17 protein-coding genes are annotated in these 14,388 nt (G+C 33.2%); 8 read left to right on the top strand and 9 right to left on the bottom strand.

Annotated elements, in window-relative coordinates; all coding sequences use genetic code 11:
* Nucleotides 1-21: 21 nt before the first annotated feature.
* The 5 genes from ABYI63_RS01710 to ABYI63_RS01730 form a co-directional block, all read right to left on the bottom strand.
* The gene (locus ABYI63_RS01710) at nucleotides 22-948 is read right to left on the bottom strand and encodes a PfkB family carbohydrate kinase (RefSeq protein ID WP_372752765.1); all 927 of its coding nucleotides are present in this window, start codon (nucleotides 946-948) and stop codon (nucleotides 22-24) included.
* Nucleotides 949-1,031: 83 nt separating this feature from the next.
* A complete protein-coding gene (locus ABYI63_RS01715) occupies nucleotides 1,032-1,535 on the bottom strand; it encodes a threonine/serine exporter family protein (protein ID WP_372752767.1) in 504 nt (167 codons plus the stop codon).
* A gap of 1 nt (nucleotide 1,536) precedes the next feature.
* A complete protein-coding gene (locus ABYI63_RS01720) occupies nucleotides 1,537-2,301 on the bottom strand; it encodes a threonine/serine exporter ThrE family protein (RefSeq protein WP_372752769.1) in 765 nt (254 codons plus the stop codon).
* A gap of 93 nt (nucleotides 2,302-2,394) precedes the next feature.
* Nucleotides 2,395-3,036, bottom strand: a complete 642-nt coding sequence (locus ABYI63_RS01725) for a viroplasmin family protein (protein WP_372752771.1) — start codon at nucleotides 3,034-3,036, stop codon at nucleotides 2,395-2,397.
* A gap of 44 nt (nucleotides 3,037-3,080) precedes the next feature.
* Nucleotides 3,081-3,653 carry a phosphoribosylglycinamide formyltransferase gene (locus ABYI63_RS01730; RefSeq protein ID WP_372752773.1) on the bottom strand — a complete coding sequence of 191 codons (573 nt, stop codon included), beginning with the start codon at nucleotides 3,651-3,653 and terminating at the stop codon, nucleotides 3,081-3,083.
* Between the two features lie 263 nt (nucleotides 3,654-3,916).
* Between ABYI63_RS01730 and ABYI63_RS01735 the strand changes: the two genes are divergently transcribed.
* The 5 genes from ABYI63_RS01735 to pyk all read left to right on the top strand — a co-directional run bounded on the left by ABYI63_RS01735 (nucleotide 3,917) and on the right by pyk (nucleotide 8,199).
* Nucleotides 3,917-4,150, top strand: coding sequence for an acyl carrier protein (locus ABYI63_RS01735; protein ID WP_007647141.1), 234 nt, complete (start codon nucleotides 3,917-3,919; stop codon nucleotides 4,148-4,150).
* Nucleotides 4,151-4,163: 13 nt separating this feature from the next.
* A complete protein-coding gene (gene fabF / locus ABYI63_RS01740) occupies nucleotides 4,164-5,414 on the top strand; it encodes a beta-ketoacyl-ACP synthase II (RefSeq protein ID WP_372752776.1) in 1,251 nt (416 codons plus the stop codon).
* A 7-nt stretch (nucleotides 5,415-5,421) separates the two neighbouring features.
* Entirely contained in the window at nucleotides 5,422-6,162 is a 741-nt protein-coding gene (rnc, locus tag ABYI63_RS01745) for a ribonuclease III (protein WP_372752778.1), read from the top strand.
* Between the two features lie 118 nt (nucleotides 6,163-6,280).
* Nucleotides 6,281-6,766: an IPExxxVDY family protein gene (locus ABYI63_RS01750; protein ID WP_372752780.1), complete on the top strand. Its 486-nt coding sequence runs from the start codon at nucleotides 6,281-6,283 to the stop codon at nucleotides 6,764-6,766.
* The gene (pyk, locus tag ABYI63_RS01755) at nucleotides 6,766-8,199 is read left to right on the top strand and encodes a pyruvate kinase (RefSeq protein WP_372752782.1); all 1,434 of its coding nucleotides are present in this window, start codon (nucleotides 6,766-6,768) and stop codon (nucleotides 8,197-8,199) included. Before ABYI63_RS01750 ends, pyk begins: the two co-directional genes overlap by 1 nt.
* Before the next feature lie 65 nt (nucleotides 8,200-8,264).
* Here pyk and dinB read toward each other — a convergent pair whose 3' ends face one another.
* Nucleotides 8,265-9,362, bottom strand: a complete 1,098-nt coding sequence (gene dinB / locus ABYI63_RS01760; protein ID WP_372752784.1) for a DNA polymerase IV — start codon at nucleotides 9,360-9,362, stop codon at nucleotides 8,265-8,267.
* A gap of 93 nt (nucleotides 9,363-9,455) precedes the next feature.
* On the opposite strand from dinB, the gene ABYI63_RS01765 reads away from it, so the two are divergent.
* The 3 genes from ABYI63_RS01765 to ABYI63_RS01775 are packed head-to-tail and all read left to right on the top strand — an operon-like array spanning nucleotide 9,456 to nucleotide 11,339.
* Nucleotides 9,456-9,923 carry a CYTH domain-containing protein gene (locus ABYI63_RS01765; RefSeq protein ID WP_372752948.1) on the top strand — a complete coding sequence of 156 codons (468 nt, stop codon included), beginning with the start codon at nucleotides 9,456-9,458 and terminating at the stop codon, nucleotides 9,921-9,923.
* A 22-nt stretch (nucleotides 9,924-9,945) separates the two neighbouring features.
* Nucleotides 9,946-10,470, top strand: coding sequence for a YciI family protein (locus ABYI63_RS01770; RefSeq protein ID WP_372752786.1), 525 nt, complete (start codon nucleotides 9,946-9,948; stop codon nucleotides 10,468-10,470).
* Nucleotides 10,470-11,339: an endonuclease/exonuclease/phosphatase family protein gene (locus ABYI63_RS01775; protein ID WP_372752788.1), complete on the top strand. Its 870-nt coding sequence runs from the start codon at nucleotides 10,470-10,472 to the stop codon at nucleotides 11,337-11,339. Before ABYI63_RS01770 ends, ABYI63_RS01775 begins: the two co-directional genes overlap by 1 nt.
* A 168-nt stretch (nucleotides 11,340-11,507) precedes the next feature.
* On the opposite strand, the gene ABYI63_RS01780 is transcribed toward ABYI63_RS01775, so the two are convergent.
* From ABYI63_RS01780 to ABYI63_RS01790, 3 genes are all read right to left on the bottom strand, one after another.
* The gene (locus tag ABYI63_RS01780) at nucleotides 11,508-11,960 is read right to left on the bottom strand and encodes a hypothetical protein (RefSeq protein ID WP_372752790.1); all 453 of its coding nucleotides are present in this window, start codon (nucleotides 11,958-11,960) and stop codon (nucleotides 11,508-11,510) included.
* A 70-nt stretch (nucleotides 11,961-12,030) separates the two neighbouring features.
* Entirely contained in the window at nucleotides 12,031-12,969 is a 939-nt protein-coding gene (locus ABYI63_RS01785; protein ID WP_372752792.1) for an endonuclease/exonuclease/phosphatase family protein, read from the bottom strand.
* 310 nt (nucleotides 12,970-13,279) lie between these two features.
* Entirely contained in the window at nucleotides 13,280-14,314 is a 1,035-nt protein-coding gene (locus ABYI63_RS01790; RefSeq protein WP_372752794.1) for an isoaspartyl peptidase/L-asparaginase family protein, read from the bottom strand.
* Between the last annotated feature and the right edge of the window lie 74 nt (nucleotides 14,315-14,388).

Here is a 14,388-nt window from a genome sequence, read left to right on the forward strand (position 1 = left end):
TCTATTTATGAGCGCGTCGGTTTACGGTAATTTTATATCAAACTTAGTTAGGTCTCTAAATTGCAGCAGTCGGTTATGTACTTCTAAACTTTTTAAATTTTCCATACGTTCGGTTCCAAATTTCTCAACACAAAATGATGCTAACGTTGAACCGTAAATTACAGCATTTTTCATATTTTCAAAAGATGTGATACCTGTTTTTGCTATGTATCCAGCAAATCCACCCGCAAATGTATCTCCAGCTCCTGTTGGGTCAAATACAGCTTCTAATGGTAAGGCAGGGGCATAAAAAACTTGGTCTTCATGAAACAAAAAGGCGCCATGTTCTCCTTTTTTAATAACCACATATTTAGGGCCCATTGTATGAATTTTTCTAGCTGCAACAACCAAGGAGTATTCCCCGGTTAGTTGTCTAGCTTCTTCATCATTTATAGTGATAACATCTACGCGTTTCATTACATTATGTAAATCTTCAAGGGCGCTATCCATCCAAAAATTCATGGTGTCTAAAATAACTAGTCTAGGTTTTTTAGTCATTTGATCCAAAATGCTAGATTGCACTATAGGGTGCAAGTTTCCTAACATTACTATTTCGGCATTCCGATAATTTTCTGGAACAACTGGTTTAAAATCAGCCAAGGTGTTTAGTTCTGTTACTAAGGTATCTCGGGTATTCATATCGTTGTGGTATTTCCCACTCCAAAAGAAAGTTTTGCCCTCTTTTACAATTTCAATACCAGAAATATCAATATTTTTTTTAGATAAAAGATCTAAATATTTTTGGGGAAAATCGCCACCAACAATTGAAACAGCTGCTGCATCAATGTTAAAATGTGATGCTGCTAAGCCAATAAAGGTTGCTGCTCCACCAAGAATTTTGTCTGTTTTGCCAAAAGGCGTTTCAATAGCATCAAATGCTACGGTGCCAACTATTACTAATTTACTCATTAAAGCTTTAGGATAATTTTTTGCAAATATACTATTAAACTTTAAAACGGAATGTTAATTAGTATGCGATTTGTAACGAAGTTTTATTTTTTACGTTTCTGTAATAAGGGAATTTTAATTTGTTTTGCCGACTCTTTTCTGGTTAGTAGCATTGGGGCATAAACACCAATGGTAATAGCCATTAAAACAAAAAATGTTTTACTTCCATATGTAAAGGTATCATTTAATAGCGGCACAAATTCATTTGGATCTGTATTGTGTGAAAGCTTGATAAAACCTTTCATGGTGTAATACGCAAAAGCCCCGGGTAGCATGGGAATTACCGCAGGAATTGCAAATATAAATGGAGGTGAATGTTTATGGTGGGCAGCAATTATGCTAAGTAAGCCTATTAAAGCACAGCCTATTAGTGTGCTAAATATAATGTTTACACCCAAATTCATTAAAATTAATTTGGTAATACCGCCTAAGGAAGCCATTAAAAAAATGGAAATAATTGTTCTGGTAGGTACATTGAATAAAACAGCAAAACCAGAAGCGGCAGTACCGAACCAGATCCATTTCTCAATAAAAATAGTTGCATCCATGTTAGTAAGTATTATAAAATAAGATGGCAAGTAACAATCCTGTTGAAATAGCAAATGATACTATTAAACCTATAAAAGCGCGAACAATACCATTAATGGTGTTGCCATCTAGCATATCTGTAATAGAATTAATTAGTTGAATTCCTGGAATTAAATATAGTATAGACGTAATAAATACAATACGATCATGTTCGTATGGTAAAAAAGTACCCAAGCCGCCCGATATCATGGCGGTTATAAAAGAAGCAATAAATATGGTGAAGTAAGGGTTTACCTTTTTTTTAGTTAATTCTTGTCTTAAGAATAATCCTGAAAAAGCAGCAATGAAAACGATAAGCATTTCTGCAAAATTACCACCATTTAAACGGCAAAAGGAACTACATGCAAATGCTACAACCGATAAAACTAAAAAACGAGGATAGTGGGGAAGCTTTTTTAAACGCTCCACTTCATCAATGGCTTGACTTACAGGGAGTTTTTCTTCTACAATCAGCCAACTTAATTTGCTTAATCCGCTTACTATTTTAAAATTAGGGACGTGATGATAGGTTTGTTTTAATTCGTTAAAAGACACCTTTCCTTCAGAATCTTTAAGCGTTAGCATGATTGCTCTGTGGGTAATCAAGAAATCGGTTTGGAAATTATAACTTTTGCCTATTCGCTGTATGGTTATACGAATTCTGTTTGTATTTGCACCAGAGCTCATTAGCAATGCGCCAATGTCTAAAAGTAATGCGCCAATGTGGGACGGTTGGTTTTTATGCATTTTAAATGGACAAGCCTCTTTTATTAATTACAAATCTAATAATTTTTAAACGGAATAAAATAATTTAATGTTTGATAAAAACGGCTTGTTAAATTATTTTCTGCCAAAATCTGCAGGAATTTCCCCCCAAGCTTTGGTTTCCCATTTTGCAATAACGGTAGTGTAAGTGTTGGTTTTTAGCCAATTTTCAGCTCTTTGTATTAATTCAAAAAGTGCTTTGTTTTTTTCGTTTGGTTCTAATTTGGAGTTGCAAACTTTCTTTTTTACCCAACTTATCGCTGTTTTGCTATCTGTATATATTATGCGGTCGCTATTGTTTTTTTTAAGAAGTGCCAATCCATGCACTAAGGCTAAAAACTCACCAATATTATTAGTTCCTTGTTCAAACGGACCTTGAATAAATAATTGTTTTTTGGTTTTAGTATCAACTCCACGGTATTCCATAATACCCGGATTACCACTAGAAGCGGCATCTACAGATATAGAATGGTAATTTGGTTGTCCGATTTTTTTTAGTTGTTCGGGAGTTAAATCACTTTTAAAATCGGTCTTCTTACCTATATAATTAAAGTAATTACCTTTAAAAGCTTCTTTCGCAGCATCATAACTTTCAAACGATTTGTATTGGGCACCCTCATAATTGGTTATATGTGCCTTACAATCTTTCCAAGTTTCAAAAACGCCAGTTTTATGTCCTTTCCAAATAGTGTAATATTTCTTTTTCTTTTTCGACACGGATAATAAATAAATTAATGCTGATTAGCTTTTAGATTTCCAACTTAGTTTCCGGAATTTAATAGATCTTCCACTACCTTCGGAAAGTGTTCCATTTCTAATTCATGAATTTTAGCAGCTACATCTTGGGCAGAATCTGATGGTAAAACTTCACATTTGGCTTGAAAAATTATAGCGCCTTCATCATAATGCTCATTTACATAATGTATTGTAATACCTGTTTCAGTCTCTTTATTTGCAACGACAGCCTCATGTACATTCATGCCATACATGCCTTTACCGCCATATTTAGGTAGTAATGCAGGATGAACATTAATTACTTTATTTGGAAATTCATTCAATATAAATTCAGGAAATTTCCATAAAAAGCCAGCCAAAACAATTAAATCGGGATTGGATGCCTTTAAAATATTGAGAACATCGTTGGTTTTTGATAAAGCCATGCGATTAAAGGACAACGCGCTCACCTCAAGTAATTTACAACGATCTAAAACTTTGGCATGAGGGTTGTTGGTAAGGACCTGAACAACAGAAGCTGTTTTGGTTTCATTAAAAAATTTAATTAAATTCTCGGCGTTTGTACCACTTCCAGACGCAAAAACTATAATACGTTTCATTTCTTATTTTTAAATTTTAAGGGTGTAAAAAAGCAAATTATTTAATAATGTTCTGTATTTTTTTTCAAATTTATATCTTTTTGCCACCGATATTACTATCTTGTTCAAACAAAAAAACCAATAAATATTAACAAATTAATAGTTAAAACACAATAGTTGAAACTTATTTACTAATTTAGAATCACATTTTTTTAGTAAAGATGTGTTTTAAAAATAAAGTTTTTTATTTTTGCCAACTAATTAAAACCTTAAATTAAAAGATTATGTCAGACATTGCATCAAGAGTAAAAGCGATTATCGTGGACAAATTAGGAGTTGATGAGAACGAAGTTGTTACTGAAGCTAGCTTCACAAACGATTTAGGAGCAGACTCTTTGGACACTGTAGAATTAATAATGGAATTCGAAAAAGAATTCGATATACAAATTCCAGACGATCAAGCTGAAAATATAGCAACAGTTGGTCAAGCTATTTCTTATATAGAAGCTGCAAAATAAGCAAAAACATTTTATGGAATTAAAGCGAGTTGTAGTCACAGGATTAGGAGCTTTAACACCTATTGGCAATACCAAAGATGAATATTGGGAAGGCTTAGTAAGTGGTAAAAGCGGTGCTGCACCTATAACCTATTATGATACCGAAAAGTTTAAAACAAAGTTTGCTTGCGAATTAAAGAACTTTAATGCTACCGATTTTATCGATAGAAAGCTTGCAAGTAGAATGGACAAATTTACTCAATATGCAATGGTGGCTGCTGATGAAGCAATAGCTGATGCGAAGTTAGATTTGGATTCCATGAATAAACTGCGAGTAGGTGTTATTTGGGGAGCAGGTATAGGCGGTTTAGAAACATTTCAAGATGAAGTTTTAAACTTCGCTAAAGGAGATGGTACACCAAGATTTAATCCGTTTTTTATTCCTAAAATGATTGCCGATATTGCGCCTGGAAATATCTCCATTAAATATGGATTTATGGGGCCAAACTACACAACAGTTTCTGCTTGTGCTTCTTCTGCAAATGCGATGTTCGACGCATTAAACTCTATACGTTTAGGGCATTGTGATGTTGTTGTAACAGGAGGAAGTGAGGCAGCGGTAACTATTGCTGGAATGGGAGGTTTTAACGCAATGCATGCTCTTTCAACTAGAAATGAAAGTCCAGAAACAGCTTCTCGTCCATTTGATGCAACCAGAGATGGTTTTGTGTTAGGCGAAGGTGCTGGAGCAATTATTTTAGAAGAATATGAATATGCTAAGGCAAGAGGAGCAAAAATTTACGCTGAGTTTGTTGGAGGGGGCTTATCTTCGGATGCCTACCACATGACGGCGCCACATCCTGAAGGAAGAGGTGTTGTTGCTGTAATGAAAAATTGTTTAGAAAATGCAGGCCTAAAACCAGAAGATGTAGACCATATCAATACACATGGTACCTCTACGCCATTAGGTGACGTTGCAGAGTTAAAAGCAATTTCTGAAGTATTTGGCAGTCATGCAAAAAGTATAAATATCAATTCAACAAAATCAATGACTGGGCATTTATTGGGTGCTGCAGGAGCTATTGAAGCTATATCGGCTATTTTGGCAATGGAACACGGTATTGTGCCGCCAACCATTAACCATACAACGGTAGATGAGAACATTGATCCTGAATTGAATTTAACATTGAACAAGGCTCAAAAGCGTGATATTAAAGTAGCTATGAGTAATACATTTGGATTTGGCGGACACAACGCTTGTGTATTATTTAAAAAATTAGACTAAATCCCGAATGAAAAACATTCGTAATATATTAAGTTCCCGTTTTAAACGTAACGGGAATTTTTTTATGGAGTTAACCAAAATCCTTGGTTTTAAACCTAAAGAAATAAAATTCTACAAAAAAGCATTTACGCACCGCTCCATGAACATAAGAGATAGCAAAGGACATGCTATTAATTATGAAAGGTTAGAGTTTTTAGGCGATGCCATGTTAAGTGCTGTTATAGCATCACATCTTTATTTAGAAGTGCCTTCCGGCGATGAAGGCTATCTTACTAAAATGCGTTCAAAAATTGTTAGTAGAGAACATTTAAATGAACTAGGAAAAGAGCTAAATCTTATAAAATTAGTAGAAAGTAAAATACCTGCAGGGCAATTTGGTGATAATATTCACGGTAATTTATTTGAAGCTCTTATTGGAGCTATCTTTTTAGATAAGGGTTATAAATATTGCGAAAAATTTATTTACAGTCGTGTAATTACACCACATGTAGATATCGAGACACTAGAAGGTAAAGTAATAAGCTATAAAAGTTTATTAATTGAGTGGTGTCAAAAAGAAAAACATACCTTTGGTTATAACGTTTATGAAGATACTGGAAATGATGATGTTAGGCATTTCTCGGTAAAACTATCTATAGATAATAAGGTGGTTGCAAAAGCACGAGCTACTTCTAAAAAAAAGGCCGAAGAAAAAGCCTCGAAGCGCGCCTTTTTCGTGTTTCAAAGTAAAATGTCTAAAATGATTTAATTCGTTCCATTTAACGAAAAAAACTATAACGTTTTAGTTGGTTTACGTGTTAAGATTCACGTAAGTTTTACAAAGAAATGTTTTTAAATAGTATATTTACAAAGTTTTTATGTAAGTTATGGCTGTACACAAACTTATTTTAGATGATGTTTTTGATGAAGTAGAGTGTATTTTAATAGCAATACACACCGTTCTAGAAGATTATCGTTTAGCATATCTTTTGAATACGCATTTAAAATCCAACCTAATTCGAAAAAAATTAGATTTTAGTTTTGGTACAGGTGAATCAACATATCCTATTTTTGAATGGGAAGATGCCAATCACTTAACAACATGGAGTTTGGTTTCAAACATTTGTAAAACAGAGAGTTTAAAAACAGAAACTATCAATTCATTATTTGATACAGAAGAAAAAATAATAAAAACAACATATTTAGTACCAGAACATAAGGCAGTAAACTATTTTTTAAAAATAGATAACGAGTTCAATGTAAATAAAGAAAAACAAATTTTAAAGCAAATTTTACAAATTCAACAAGTTGCCACAGCCTTTAGTATTGATATTAATCAATTAAAATCCAAAGACAATTTAATTTTTAGCTAATGCCATTAACAAAAAAAACGAAAATAGTAGCTACGTTAGGACCTGCTACAAGTACCAAAGAAGTTCTAAAGGGAATGCTTGAAGAAGGCGTAAACGTATTTAGAATAAACTTCTCTCATGCTGATTATAAAGATGTAGCAGCCCGTATTAATATGATACGCGAACTTAATGAAGAGTTCGGATTTACAGCAGCTATTTTAGCCGATTTACAAGGACCGAAACTTCGAGTTGGTGTCATGAAAGAAGAGGTTATAGTTAACCCAGGTGACGAAATAATTTTTGCAACCGGAGAAAGATTTGAAGGAACCAAAGATCGTGTGTACATGACTTATAAAAGGTTTCCACAAGATGCAAAACCAGGAGAGCGTATTCTTTTAGATGACGGAAAATTAATTTTTGAAGTTGTTTCTACAGACGGTGAATCTGAAGTAAAAGCAAAAGTAATTCAAGGAGGACCTCTAAAATCTAAAAAAGGAGTAAACTTACCAAACACTAATATATCACAACCTGCATTAACTGAAAAGGATATTGAAGATGCTATCTTCGCTATTAGTCAGGATGTAGATTGGATAGCATTATCTTTTGTACGTCATGCAGAAGATTTAATTCAATTACGTGATTTAATTGAAAAACATACTGATCATAAAATTCCAATTGTAGCTAAAATTGAAAAACCAGAGGCCGTTAAAAATATTGATGCCATTGTTGCTCATTGTGATGGATTAATGGTAGCTCGTGGTGATTTGGGTGTAGAAGTTCCTGCTGAAGAGGTTCCACTTATCCAAAAACAATTAGTTCTAAGAGCTAAAAAAGCTAGAATACCAGTTATTATAGCAACTCAGATGATGGAAACTATGATTGATAGTTTAACGCCAACAAGAGCTGAAGTAAACGACGTGGCAAACTCGGTTATGGATGGTGCTGATGCCGTTATGCTTTCAGGAGAAACATCTGTAGGAAAATACCCTGTACAGGTAATTAAGCAAATGGCAAACATTTTAAAAAATGTTGAAAATTCACCATTAATTAAAGTGCCTCAATTAGCACCACATATTCGCACTAACCGATTTATAACAAAATCTATTTGTTATCATGCGGCTATTATGGCAAATGAAATTGATGCTAAAGCTATTTCAACCTTAACAAACAGTGGGTATACTGCATTTCAAATTTCAGCTTGGAGACCATCTTGTCATATCTTAGTATTTACATCTAACAAAAGAATCTTAACTCAATTAAGTTTACTTTGGGGTGTTAGAGCTTTCTATTATGATAAATTTGTATCTACTGACGAGACTGTTGGTGATATTAACAGAATGGCTAGAGACAATGGTTACGTATCAAAAGGAGATATGGTAATTAGTTTAGCTTCTATGCCAATTGCAGAAAAAGGAATGGTAAATACTTTAAGAGTCAGAGAGATTTCAAATTAAAAATTGATTCTATAAATTTTAAAAAAACGCTATTTACAATTTTGTTAATGGCGTTTTTTTATGTCCTAAAATTCAAACTTCAACTGAACACTTACTTGCTTTTCCTTAGGAGTTATTCTTGTTTCCGTATTCAAATTAGATATCGAAATTCCTAATAATCGAACAGAATTACTCAGTTTTTCTTGATATAATAAGTCTTTAGCTGTTTCTAATAGCAACGATTTATCATTTATAAAATACTGAAGTGTTTTGCTTCTGGTTTGCAAAGTAAAATCGCTATATTTTATTTTTAGAGTAACGGTTTTTCCAGAAACTTTGTTTTTTGTAAGTCTTCGTGAAACTTCAAATGCAATATGTTCTAATTTATCTAGCATGAACACTTCACTGGATAGATTTTCATTAAAAGTGCGTTCGGCAGCTAAACTTTTTCGAATGCGGTTTGGTTTTACTTCACTGGTATGAATACCTCTTACTACGTCATAATAATACCTGCCCGATTTTCCAAAATGCTCATCCAAATAGTCTACGGATTTTAATTTTAAATCTTTACCAGTAAATATCCCCAATTGGTACATTTTTTCTGCCGTAACTTTACCTACGCCGTAAAATTTCTTGATATCTAATGCTTCTAAAAAGGCAATAACTTCTTCGGGGTTTACGGTTTTTTGTCCGTTTGGTTTGTTGTAATCGCTGGCAACTTTCGCAATAAATTTATTAATTGAAATGCCTGCAGAAGCTGTTAAACCCAACTCGTTAAAAATACGTGATCTAATTTCCTTTGCAATTAACGTCGCACTAGGATTTCCTTTTTTGTTTTCGGTTACATCTAGGTAAGCCTCATCTAAAGAAAGTGGTTCTACCAGATGTGTGTAATCTAAAAAAATCTTTCTAATTTGTTTTGAAATTTCAGCATATCGTTCAAAACGCGGTTTTACAAAAATGAGTTCGGGACATAGTTTTATAGCTAAATTTCCGGCCATGGCACTTTTTACACCAAATTTTCTGGCTTCGTAACTGGCGGCACTTATAACACCTCGTTTCTCGCTTCCGCCAACCGCAATAGGTTTTCCTTTAAGTTCAGGAGCATCCAATTGTTCTACGGAAGCGTAAAACGCATCCATATCCACATGAATTATTTTTCGTATTGGTAAATCCGTCAACATAACGTAAATTTATGAATTCCTGCGAATGCGGTAATCTTCATTTGCCAGATTTAAACAAAATAAAAAGAAATGTCCACTCACGTGGTCCTTGTTATGATAGAAATAGAACGTAAGTTTTTAGTAACTTCAAACCAATATAAAACACAGGCCTTTAATAAAACCCGTATTATTCAAGGTTTTTTAAATACTCATAAGGATCGAACTGTTAGAGTTAGGTTGAAAGGTGATACCGGTTATTTAACGGTAAAAGGGCCATCTTCCATAAATGGTTTATCACGGTTTGAATGGGAAAAGGAAATTTTGAAAGAAGAAGCAGAAGCCCTTTTAAAGCTTTGCGAACCAGGGATTATTGATAAAACACGTTTTGAAGTGAAACACGGTGAGCATACATTTGAGATAGATGAATTTTATGAAGACAATGAAGGTTTAGTGCTGGCAGAATTGGAATTAGAAAGTGAAAATGAAATTTTTGAAAAGCCAATTTGGTTAGGTGAAGAAGTAACGGGCAATATAAAATATTACAATTCGCTATTAAGTAAACATCCGTATAAAACTTGGTAGTGTAAATCATAAAATAAAACAGATGAAAAATATAGTAGTAATATGTTTTACAATTTTGGCCATTGTATCATGTAAAAAAAGTAGTAAGGAAAATGGTATAACAGATGAGGTGTTGAAAGACACCATTGTTGAGCAAATTGTGCAAGTGCCCAATAAAAAAACTAATAAAGAGCTTAAAGAAGAACTCCATGCTAAAGGATTTGAAACCTTTGATTATGTAGATGAGAAAACGAAAGACACCATTTTGATGCAGCAATATTTTATGGCGTTTTTAAAAAGTGGCCCTATACGTTCGCAAAACGAAGAAGATGCTGAAATTTTACAAAAGGAACATTTGGCCCATCTAGGAAAAATGTATGAACTGGGATATGCGGATATTTCTGGACCATTTGGAGATAAGGGTAATATACGAGGTGTTACAATCTATAATGTCCCAACACTTAAAATGGCGGATAGTTTAGCCAATGCCGACCCAATGGTTAAAGCAGGACGTTTAGTTGTTGAAATACATCCTTGGTGGGCAGCAAAGGGCTTTTCCCTTAGGTAATGTTACGTTTATTAAAAACACTTTATTCGATAGCAAATGTTTTAATTATTTTTGGCATGCTATCCGTTCATTTTGTCTTAAAAGAACGTAGCTACCTTGATGCATTGCGATTTTATGCAATGCCTTTACCTATAATTATTGTTGTTGTTTTTTTGCTGTCTATTTTTCTTCGCAATAGGAGATATAATATAATCATAGCAGGGATTTTATTGGTTATTTGGCTAGGTAGAAGCTTTAAAATTCATATTCCTGAAAGCATTAAACCATCAGATTTAGAAGTTGTTTTTTGGAATGCGTCTCGAGATAACGGATTTGAAGAAGCATTTAAGTTAATTGAAAACATTCCAGATGTTTGCGTTCTAGTGGAGTCCAAAAGAAACGATATTAAGTTATTTCAAAAAAAGTATCCAAATTACTACTTTTATAAATCTGATACTGAAATTTATATTTTTTCTAAAAGTCGCATTGAAATTGAAAAGGATACAACATCCAATCACAATACAACCGTTATTAATTTTAAGAGTTTTGGCCTTAATTTTTATGCCATAGATGTTTCTGGAAGTACAGATGTACCACGCACTTGGGAGTTAGGTTTTGTAAATAAAAATATTACAACATCTCCTAAAACCATGCTTCTTGGAGACTTTAATGTGCCTTTTGAATCTATCAATTTAAAAGAAATTAAAGCAAATTTTAATCATGCTTTTAATGAAAAGGGTAATGGGTTTAGAGAAACTTGGTTTTGGAATATTCCATTATTATCATTAGACCATATTTGGGCTTCAAAGGATTTAGAAATTTTAAAGACAGAAAAAATTAATACATTTAAATCAGATCATTGTCTGCTTAAAACTTATATTAGAAAGTAATTTTTCTTAGAACTCATCTTGACTTTTTCTATTTCCTAAAAAACGGCTAAAATTCGCCCATATTTCGTTACTTTTTTATGCGTAGCAATGCTATGCCTTTCAAAAAGCACCTCATCTGTACAAATTTTATCTCATTTTCGGTTAAACACAAAAAGTCAAGATAAGTTCTTATTTAATAATTGTAATTAAAAAATTTCCATTAAAATCTTCATAGGTTTTAATAACATCATTATAGGTTACAGAATTCAATTTTAAAAAAGTCCAACCACAATATTTGGATTCCACAGTAAGATTCATAATTAAAGTATCGGTTTCAGTATCAGATAATTTAATCTCAAAAATATTATTTCCTTCTACTCCTATTAAATTCAAAACAATTAAATTTTCTAAACTTTCTACATTATCTATAACCACATTAGTCATGGTGTATCCATTAAAAATTATAGAAATATCATCTGAATTATAGACTTTGTTTTCAATAAGATTATTTCCGTTTGCATCAAGTAGTTTGATAAATAAACTAGGATTAGCGAAGTCAAGTAGGGAGCAATCAACTTCTTCTTTATCATCTTTACAAGAAAACAAGCATATACAACAAAATACAATAGATAAAAACTTCATTTAAAATTTTATTAGTAGATGGTATGTTTTAGAAAAGGTTGCGTTATTTTCTACTTTAAGTTGCAATGCGCTATAGTTTTAATTGAATCCACATGGGTCTGTGATCAGATATGTAATATTTCATATATTTTTTAAAGTTGGAAACGTTGGTTTGCCATAAATCAGGAAAAATGGCAGAATCAAAATCATAAACACCATTTGCTACAATTTTAGATTTTAAGGATGGTAAAAAAGCGATCTGATCGTATTGTTTATCATCATTAATATTAGAATAAACCTGTGTGGAATGGTCAGGTAATTTTAAACCACGTTGCATTAAGGCATCATAAGTTTGGTCGCCTTGTTCTATTTTAGGGATATTAAAATCGCCCATAGTTATGATGTTTTTTGAAAAGGCATACTTTGAATTTTTCCGTAAATCAGCATATCTTGAAATAGCATACGCTTCCAATGAGCGTCTTTCAACATCTGCTTTTTTTTCACTGCCAAAAAAAGAATGGACTGTTATAAAAATAAGTTTGTGGTTTTTCCATTGGAAGGAGCATAAGTACGGCGTTCTATCAAACCCTGTAAATTTTGTTTTTACACCAGCTAATTTGATGTATCTTAAGTCTTTTGGAGGAATGGCTATTTCGGCAACTAACTGTAATCTATCCACTTTTTTGCTGTCGTAAATAAAAGCGGAGCGCTCATTATTGCCTCCTGCATCCGAAAATATTAATTCATAGTGACCGGGTAGCTCCAGTTCTATGTTATTCAGTCCAATAAGGTTGTCGTTGGTTTCCTGAATGGCAATAACATCAAACCAACTAATTATTTCGGCAATGAGCTTATAATGTTCATTCCATCTTTTTTGAAGGCCCAAATTGGCTACATTCCAAGTGGCAATTAAAAGTTTGTCACTTGTTTTTTCTGGAATTTTACGTTTAGTTTTATGTTTTTTAAGGTTTTCAATTTCATGATCAACATCAAAATTGTAAACAAAATTTGGTTTTGGAAACGCAGGCATATCTTAATTTGTTGGTTTACATAAAGTTATAAATTATTTTTCATTTGTAAACAAATACTTTCGTTATACTTTACATGTTTTTTTTCTTACGAATAATACATTAGGTTTCTTCCTATTTGTTGTGACGCAATATGGATAGTTAGCTTTTTTTAAATTCTCATAAATTTACCTTGATATCAATAGCATGACGCTTACTTTCGATGTCTGTAGAGACTATTAGTTGTTTTGCAAGTTTCACCATTTGTACAGACATTTCTGTACAACCATGAACGTTTTTAGAAGTAAAAGTTTCCGCGTAATATGAAGTTTTTCAGTCCTTATACATGCCAATATAAAGTTCCCCTTCATGATCTATAGATGCCCTAAACATACCAGGTGTATTAAATTCCATTACTATATTACCATATTTATCAATGGCAATAATGCCCCCATCACCACCAAGTTTAGGTATTTTATTTTGAACAACATCTTGTGCGGCCTCTTTTAATGGCAATCCTTTATAATCCATTAAAGCAGAAATATCATGAGCAACGACTGAACGAATAAAAAATTCACCCCAACCAGTACACGAAACTGCGCAGGTGTTATTATTGGCATAGGTACCAGCACCAATTATGGGAGAATCACCAATGCGCCCCCAGCGTTTGTTGGTCATCCCTCCCGTTGAGGTTCCTGCTGCTAGGTTACCATTTTTATCGAGTGCCACACAACCAACGGTACCAAATTTTGAATCTTTTATATCGGCATCATATAGTGAAGCCGTTTTATTAGCTTTGGAGGCCTTTACTTTATTTAGGGCATCTATTTTACTTTCGGTTACAAAATAACTTGGATCTACAAGTTCCATACCTTGTTCTTTGGCAAATAGTTCGGCACCGCTGCCAGAAAGCATCACATGTGGCGATGTATCCATAATGGCGCGTGCTAAATTAATTGGATTTTTTACGGTTTTTGTGCCTGTGGAAGCGCCCGCTTTTAATGTTTTCCCATCCATGATGGAGGCATCATGTTCGTTTATGCCTTCATAAGTTAAAACGGCACCTTTTCCTGCATTAAAAAGCGGAGAATCTTCCAAAATGTTTATGGTTTTTTGAACAGCATCTAAGCTGGTTCCGCCTTTTTTTAATATGGCATAGCCTACTTTTATGGCTTCCTCAAGTTTTTGTTGGTATGCTTTTTCTTTTTCCGGAGTCATGTTTTCTTTAATAATGGAACCTGCTCCACCATGTATTACAATTGAGTAGGGAACACTCTGTTGCACTTCAACTTTAGTTTCGGGTTCTGCCATTTTTTTACAGGATAACATTAAAAACGAAATGGTTGCTAGCAAAAGGAGATTTTTCATGTGAGATTGTATAAAGGTTAATGCTTTAAAGTTAGTTGTTTTATCGTTTGGAAACTGGTATAAAAAACGACTTT

The organism is Mariniflexile sp. (assembly GCF_041583155.1).
Lineage (GTDB): Bacteria > Bacteroidota > Bacteroidia > Flavobacteriales > Flavobacteriaceae > Mariniflexile.

What these genes read in the sequence shown, in the direction of transcription:
- rnc (WP_372752778.1), top strand. Translation starts at nt 5,422, where the DNA reads ATGAAAAACATTCGTAATATATTAAGTTCCCGTTTTAAACGTAACGGG.
- ABYI63_RS01775 (WP_372752788.1), top strand. Translation starts at nt 10,470, where the DNA reads ATGTTACGTTTATTAAAAACACTTTATTCGATAGCAAATGTTTTAATT.
- ABYI63_RS01780 (WP_372752790.1), bottom strand. Translation starts at nt 11,960, where the DNA reads ATGAAGTTTTTATCTATTGTATTTTGTTGTATATGCTTGTTTTCTTGT.
- ABYI63_RS01765 (WP_372752948.1), top strand. Translation starts at nt 9,456, where the DNA reads ATGATAGAAATAGAACGTAAGTTTTTAGTAACTTCAAACCAATATAAA.
- ABYI63_RS01720 (WP_372752769.1), bottom strand. Translation starts at nt 2,301, where the DNA reads ATGCATAAAAACCAACCGTCCCACATTGGCGCATTACTTTTAGACATT.
- pyk (WP_372752782.1), top strand. Translation starts at nt 6,766, where the DNA reads ATGCCATTAACAAAAAAAACGAAAATAGTAGCTACGTTAGGACCTGCT.
- ABYI63_RS01735 (WP_007647141.1), top strand. Translation starts at nt 3,917, where the DNA reads ATGTCAGACATTGCATCAAGAGTAAAAGCGATTATCGTGGACAAATTA.
- ABYI63_RS01710 (WP_372752765.1), bottom strand. Translation starts at nt 948, where the DNA reads ATGAGTAAATTAGTAATAGTTGGCACCGTAGCATTTGATGCTATTGAA.
- ABYI63_RS01785 (WP_372752792.1), bottom strand. Translation starts at nt 12,969, where the DNA reads ATGCCTGCGTTTCCAAAACCAAATTTTGTTTACAATTTTGATGTTGAT.
- ABYI63_RS01770 (WP_372752786.1), top strand. Translation starts at nt 9,946, where the DNA reads ATGAAAAATATAGTAGTAATATGTTTTACAATTTTGGCCATTGTATCA.
- dinB (WP_372752784.1), bottom strand. Translation starts at nt 9,362, where the DNA reads ATGTTGACGGATTTACCAATACGAAAAATAATTCATGTGGATATGGAT.
- ABYI63_RS01715 (WP_372752767.1), bottom strand. Translation starts at nt 1,535, where the DNA reads ATGGATGCAACTATTTTTATTGAGAAATGGATCTGGTTCGGTACTGCC.
- ABYI63_RS01750 (WP_372752780.1), top strand. Translation starts at nt 6,281, where the DNA reads ATGGCTGTACACAAACTTATTTTAGATGATGTTTTTGATGAAGTAGAG.
- ABYI63_RS01730 (WP_372752773.1), bottom strand. Translation starts at nt 3,653, where the DNA reads ATGAAACGTATTATAGTTTTTGCGTCTGGAAGTGGTACAAACGCCGAG.
- ABYI63_RS01790 (WP_372752794.1), bottom strand. Translation starts at nt 14,314, where the DNA reads ATGAAAAATCTCCTTTTGCTAGCAACCATTTCGTTTTTAATGTTATCC.
- fabF (WP_372752776.1), top strand. Translation starts at nt 4,164, where the DNA reads ATGGAATTAAAGCGAGTTGTAGTCACAGGATTAGGAGCTTTAACACCT.